The 3732-nt window shown below is 76.3% G+C and carries 4 protein-coding genes; 1 reads left to right on the top strand and 3 read right to left on the bottom strand.

The annotated features are described in order from the left end of the window. The 3 genes from egtA to GV126_RS34100 all read right to left on the bottom strand — a co-directional run. Positions 1-1285 (bottom strand): ergothioneine biosynthesis glutamate--cysteine ligase EgtA (gene egtA / locus GV126_RS34110; protein WP_159675102.1); only part of this gene is annotated, 1285 nt, incomplete at its 3' end. A gap of 525 nt (positions 1286-1810) precedes the next feature. Next, entirely contained in the window at positions 1811-2257 is a 447-nt protein-coding gene (locus tag GV126_RS34105; protein WP_159675100.1) for a type II toxin-antitoxin system PemK/MazF family toxin, read from the bottom strand. Positions 2258-2385: 128 nt separating this feature from the next. Then, positions 2386-2802, bottom strand: coding sequence for a cupin domain-containing protein (locus tag GV126_RS34100; RefSeq protein WP_159675098.1), 417 nt, complete (start codon positions 2800-2802; stop codon positions 2386-2388). A gap of 109 nt (positions 2803-2911) precedes the next feature. Between GV126_RS34100 and GV126_RS34095 the strand changes: the two genes are divergently transcribed. Further along, positions 2912-3601 (top strand): helix-turn-helix transcriptional regulator, encoded by a 690-nt coding sequence (locus tag GV126_RS34095; RefSeq protein WP_185948052.1) that lies wholly within the window; start codon positions 2912-2914, stop codon positions 3599-3601. Positions 3602-3732 lie beyond the last annotated feature (131 nt).

Here is a 3732-nt window from a genome sequence, read left to right as displayed (position 1 = left end):
GGTCGGGGCCGTCGTGCTGCCGGTCGAGCAGGTCGTGGGCGGGTGAGCGGCCGCGCCGGACGTAGCGGTCCCAGAACGTGCCGACGGCGTCCGTCACCTCGGGGCCGGCCCCGAGCCGGGGCAGGGCCTCCCGGGCGGCGGCGAAGCAGGCGACGGCCGCCTCGTGCAGCTCCGGATCGGCGAGCCCGGTGCGGGCGGCCGCCGTCCACAGCGGATTGTGCGGGGCGGGCAGGCCGCAGGTCCGCTCGGTGAGCGGTTTTACCGCCCGGTACGCGCTCTCCGCCGCCCGCGGGTCGTCGAAGAGCGCCGTCACCACCGCCAGCGGCACGATCCAGCCGTCGTCGCCGGGCTGCGCGTCGATCATGCGCAGCTCCAGGTGGCCGCGCGGCCTGACCGGCGGGAACAGGGTGGTGAGGTGGTAGTCGAGATCGTCCTCGGTGGGCGGCCGGGGCAGACCCGAGCGGACCCACTGGCGGAGGGTCAGCGCCTCGGGCACCTCCCACGGCCCGTCGTCGCGCCGTACGCACATCACCGGGGCGTCCAGCACGTGCCGGGCCCAGGCGGCGCGGGGAGTGCCGTCCAGCGGGGGAGCGCCCGCCCGGCCCGGGCCGATCTGCGCCCACAGCAGTTGCCGGGTGGACAGCCAGCCCGTGGGGCGCTGCCCGAGCAGCGGGGAGTTGGCGAACGCGGCCACCAGCACCGGGCCGAGCCGGTGCGCCAGCCACCAGCGGCGTACGTGGCCCAGCGGGCCGGGCTCCTCGTGGCCGGCGTCCAGGCAGACCTGCACCGAGGCGGAGGTGCACATCATGTGCCGGCCGGCCGGGCCGCCGCGGTCCAGGCACGCCTCCAGGGCGTCGTAGCGGCGCTCCCGCAGGAATCTGCGGGGGGTGTGCCAGGGGTCGTGGCCGAGGCCGACGAGGCGCAGGTCCTGGCCGGCCAGGGCGGCGCGGACGGCGTCGAGGTCGGCGCGGGCGGTGGTGACGCACTCCGTCAGGCTGCCGGCGGGCGGCGAACTCAGCTCCAGCTGGCCGCCGGGTTCGACGGTGAGCGCCGACTTCAGCGGCACGGTCTTCAGGGCGGCGTAGGCCGCTTCGAGACGTTCGGGGGTGACCGGGAGCCATGGGGCGTGCAGCTCGTGGATCAGCCACTCCACCTCGACCCCGACGGTGCGGGGCGGTCCGGTCTTGAAGCAGATGCCCCGGACCAGGGCCTCCACCTCGGCTTCGGTCAGGGCGGTACGGGGCCGGGTACAGCCTCCCACCGCCGCACTTCGCGAATCTGACATGTCGGGATCCTCCTGGAATTCCACATGCCACCGGCTCGGGATCACCGGGCCGGGACGGCGTCGCACCGTCCCCACCCAAGCCCCTGTGGCCGATTCGCACAAGGGTGCACAACGGGACAATCCTGCCCCGGAATCTCCGTTCCCGCGATGTTTGCCGGGGCTTCACGGCGCTCACCTGCGGCTCTGGCGGAAGGGCGGCCTCCGGGAAATCCGTTGCACCAGGGGTGCGGGATCGCTCACGATGCGTGCAGGGTCGGGGCGGAGGCGACCGGTCCGCCGGGTCCGCCCGCCCGGCCCGGCCGGCCGCGCTCACGGGGCCCACGGGGGTGGCGCCGTGGGCGCGCCCGCGCACGCCCGCGCGGCGGGGCGGGGCGGTTGAGGTGCGGGGGCGTGCGCCCGGAGTCCGTCGTGCCTGGAGGCCGCTGTGCCCGGCGTCCGCCGTGCCTTGGGTCCTGTGCACCCGGGTCAGGTGCGCCCGGGTTCTGTGCGCCCGGGCCAAGCGTGCCCGGGTCAGGTGTGTCCGGATCAGGTCCAGCCGTAGCGTTCCCGGAGCCGCTGGATCACGGAGTCGAACCGCATCCGGTCCAGCGCGCAGGCCTCGCGTCGCATGCCCGCCTCGTGCAGTCGCAGCACCCGCTCCACGTCCACCCACGACGCGCGCCCCGACCGGTCCCACGGGCCGCTGCCGATCGGCACCCAGTCGCGGTCCCCGTCGTGGGCCTTGCTGGACAGCTGAACGGCCAGCAGGGTCCCCGCGGCCTCCCGGGCCACCACGAGGACCGGGCGGTCCTTGCCGCGCCCGTCGTTCTCCTCGAAGGGCACCCAGGTCCAGACGATCTCCCCGGGGTCGGGGTCGCCGTCGTGCGCGGGCGCGTACGCGGTGCGTACCCGGCCCACCTGGCGGGGATCGGCCTCGGTGGTGGCGGTGGGGCCGTAACGGCCGGGGATCGCGTCGTCGGTGAAGGCAGTCACGGGGGCACCCTACGGCGTGCGCCGGCGCACGCGGACAGGGGCCGTCCGGACTCGACTGCCGTACGCCACCGGCCCCCGGCCGCCGCGCGGATGCCCGCGAACGTCCCGCCGGCCGGGGCGTCCCCGGGTCAGGGCGTCTCGCCGCGCGGGCGGATCTGCAGGCCGGGGCGGCGCCGGTGCACCGTCAGGGAGGTGAGACCGGCCTCGCCCGCGGTGATGCTGCGCGTGGCGCCGTGCGGCAGCCACACCGCGGCCCCTTCGGTGAGCCGGCGCGGCTCGTCCTGCGGGCCCGCGCCGAGGACGCCGCCGCCCGAGACGACGAACAGCAGCACGTCCAGGTCCGGTTCGGCGTGCGGCGCGATGTGCCCGCCCGGCGCGACGCGCACGAGGTTGGCGTCGAGCTGGCGTCCGGCCTCCTGCAGCTTCCACAGCACACCGGCCGGCACCGGCGGGTCGCCGGCGAGGGCGTGGGCGTCGCACAGGACGCGCGGGTCCACAGGCGCCGACCCGGCCTGCCCGGTGGCGCGCGCGGCGGGTGCCGTCATGGGATGCCCCTCTTCTCCTCGGCTCACAAGCGGACTCTATGCTTCTCGCGGGAATTGTTCCAAACGTCAGTCGTACAAAATCGCCGCAGGTGGGAAGGGGGGAGTGAGCGTGGGTCCGCCGCGTGAGAGCCCTCGTCGACGCGAGGTGCTGGAGGTGCTGCGGGCCGCCGTCGGGCCGCTGGGCGTGGCGGAGACCGCCGCGCGGATCGGCGTCCACCCCAACACCGTGCGCTTCCACCTGGACGCCCTGGTGGCCGACGGGCTGGTGGAGCGGCGGACCGCGGAGCCCTCCGGCCCGGGCCGCCCCCGTACGGTGTACGCCCCGCGGCCGGGCATGGACCGCGGCGGCACCCGCGGCTACCGTCTGCTGGCCCAGGTCCTGCTGGGGGGACTGGCCGCCCAGGGTTCCGAGGCGCGTACGGCCGCGACGGAGGCGGGCCGCGCCTTCGGACACCACCTGATCGACCCGCCGCCGCCCGGCCACCGGCCGACGGCCGGCGAGTCCGCGGCCCGTCTCGTGGCCCTGCTGGGCGATCTGGGGTTCGACCCGGCGCCCGAAGCACCGGGCGGGTCGGGACCGCCGCGGCGGATCCGGCTGCGCCACTGCCCCTTCCTCGAACTGGCCGAGGAGCACGGCGACCTGGTCTGCTCGGTCCACCTGGGGCTGATGCGGGGCGCGCTGGCCGCGCTGGACGCGCCGCTGACCGCCACCGGCCTGGAGCCGTTCGCGCGGCCCGACTCCTGCCTGGCCCACCTGGCCCCCGTCGCCGACGAGCAGGTGTGCCCGGCCGGTACCTGAGGCGCCGCGGTCCGAGGCCAGCGCCCCCGCTCCGACCCTCTCCGACCGGATCCATCGCTCTTCCCCCGGATCCGTTCCTCGCCCACCGGACGCATCGCTCTCTCACCGGTTCCGTCCCCCTCCCACCGGAC

This window comes from Streptomyces mexicanus (assembly GCF_902506575.1).
GTDB lineage: Bacteria > Actinomycetota > Actinomycetes > Streptomycetales > Streptomycetaceae > Streptomyces > Streptomyces mexicanus.
The sequence above is the reverse complement of the archived record's forward strand: the minus strand, read 5'-3'. Positions and strand labels throughout refer to the sequence as shown.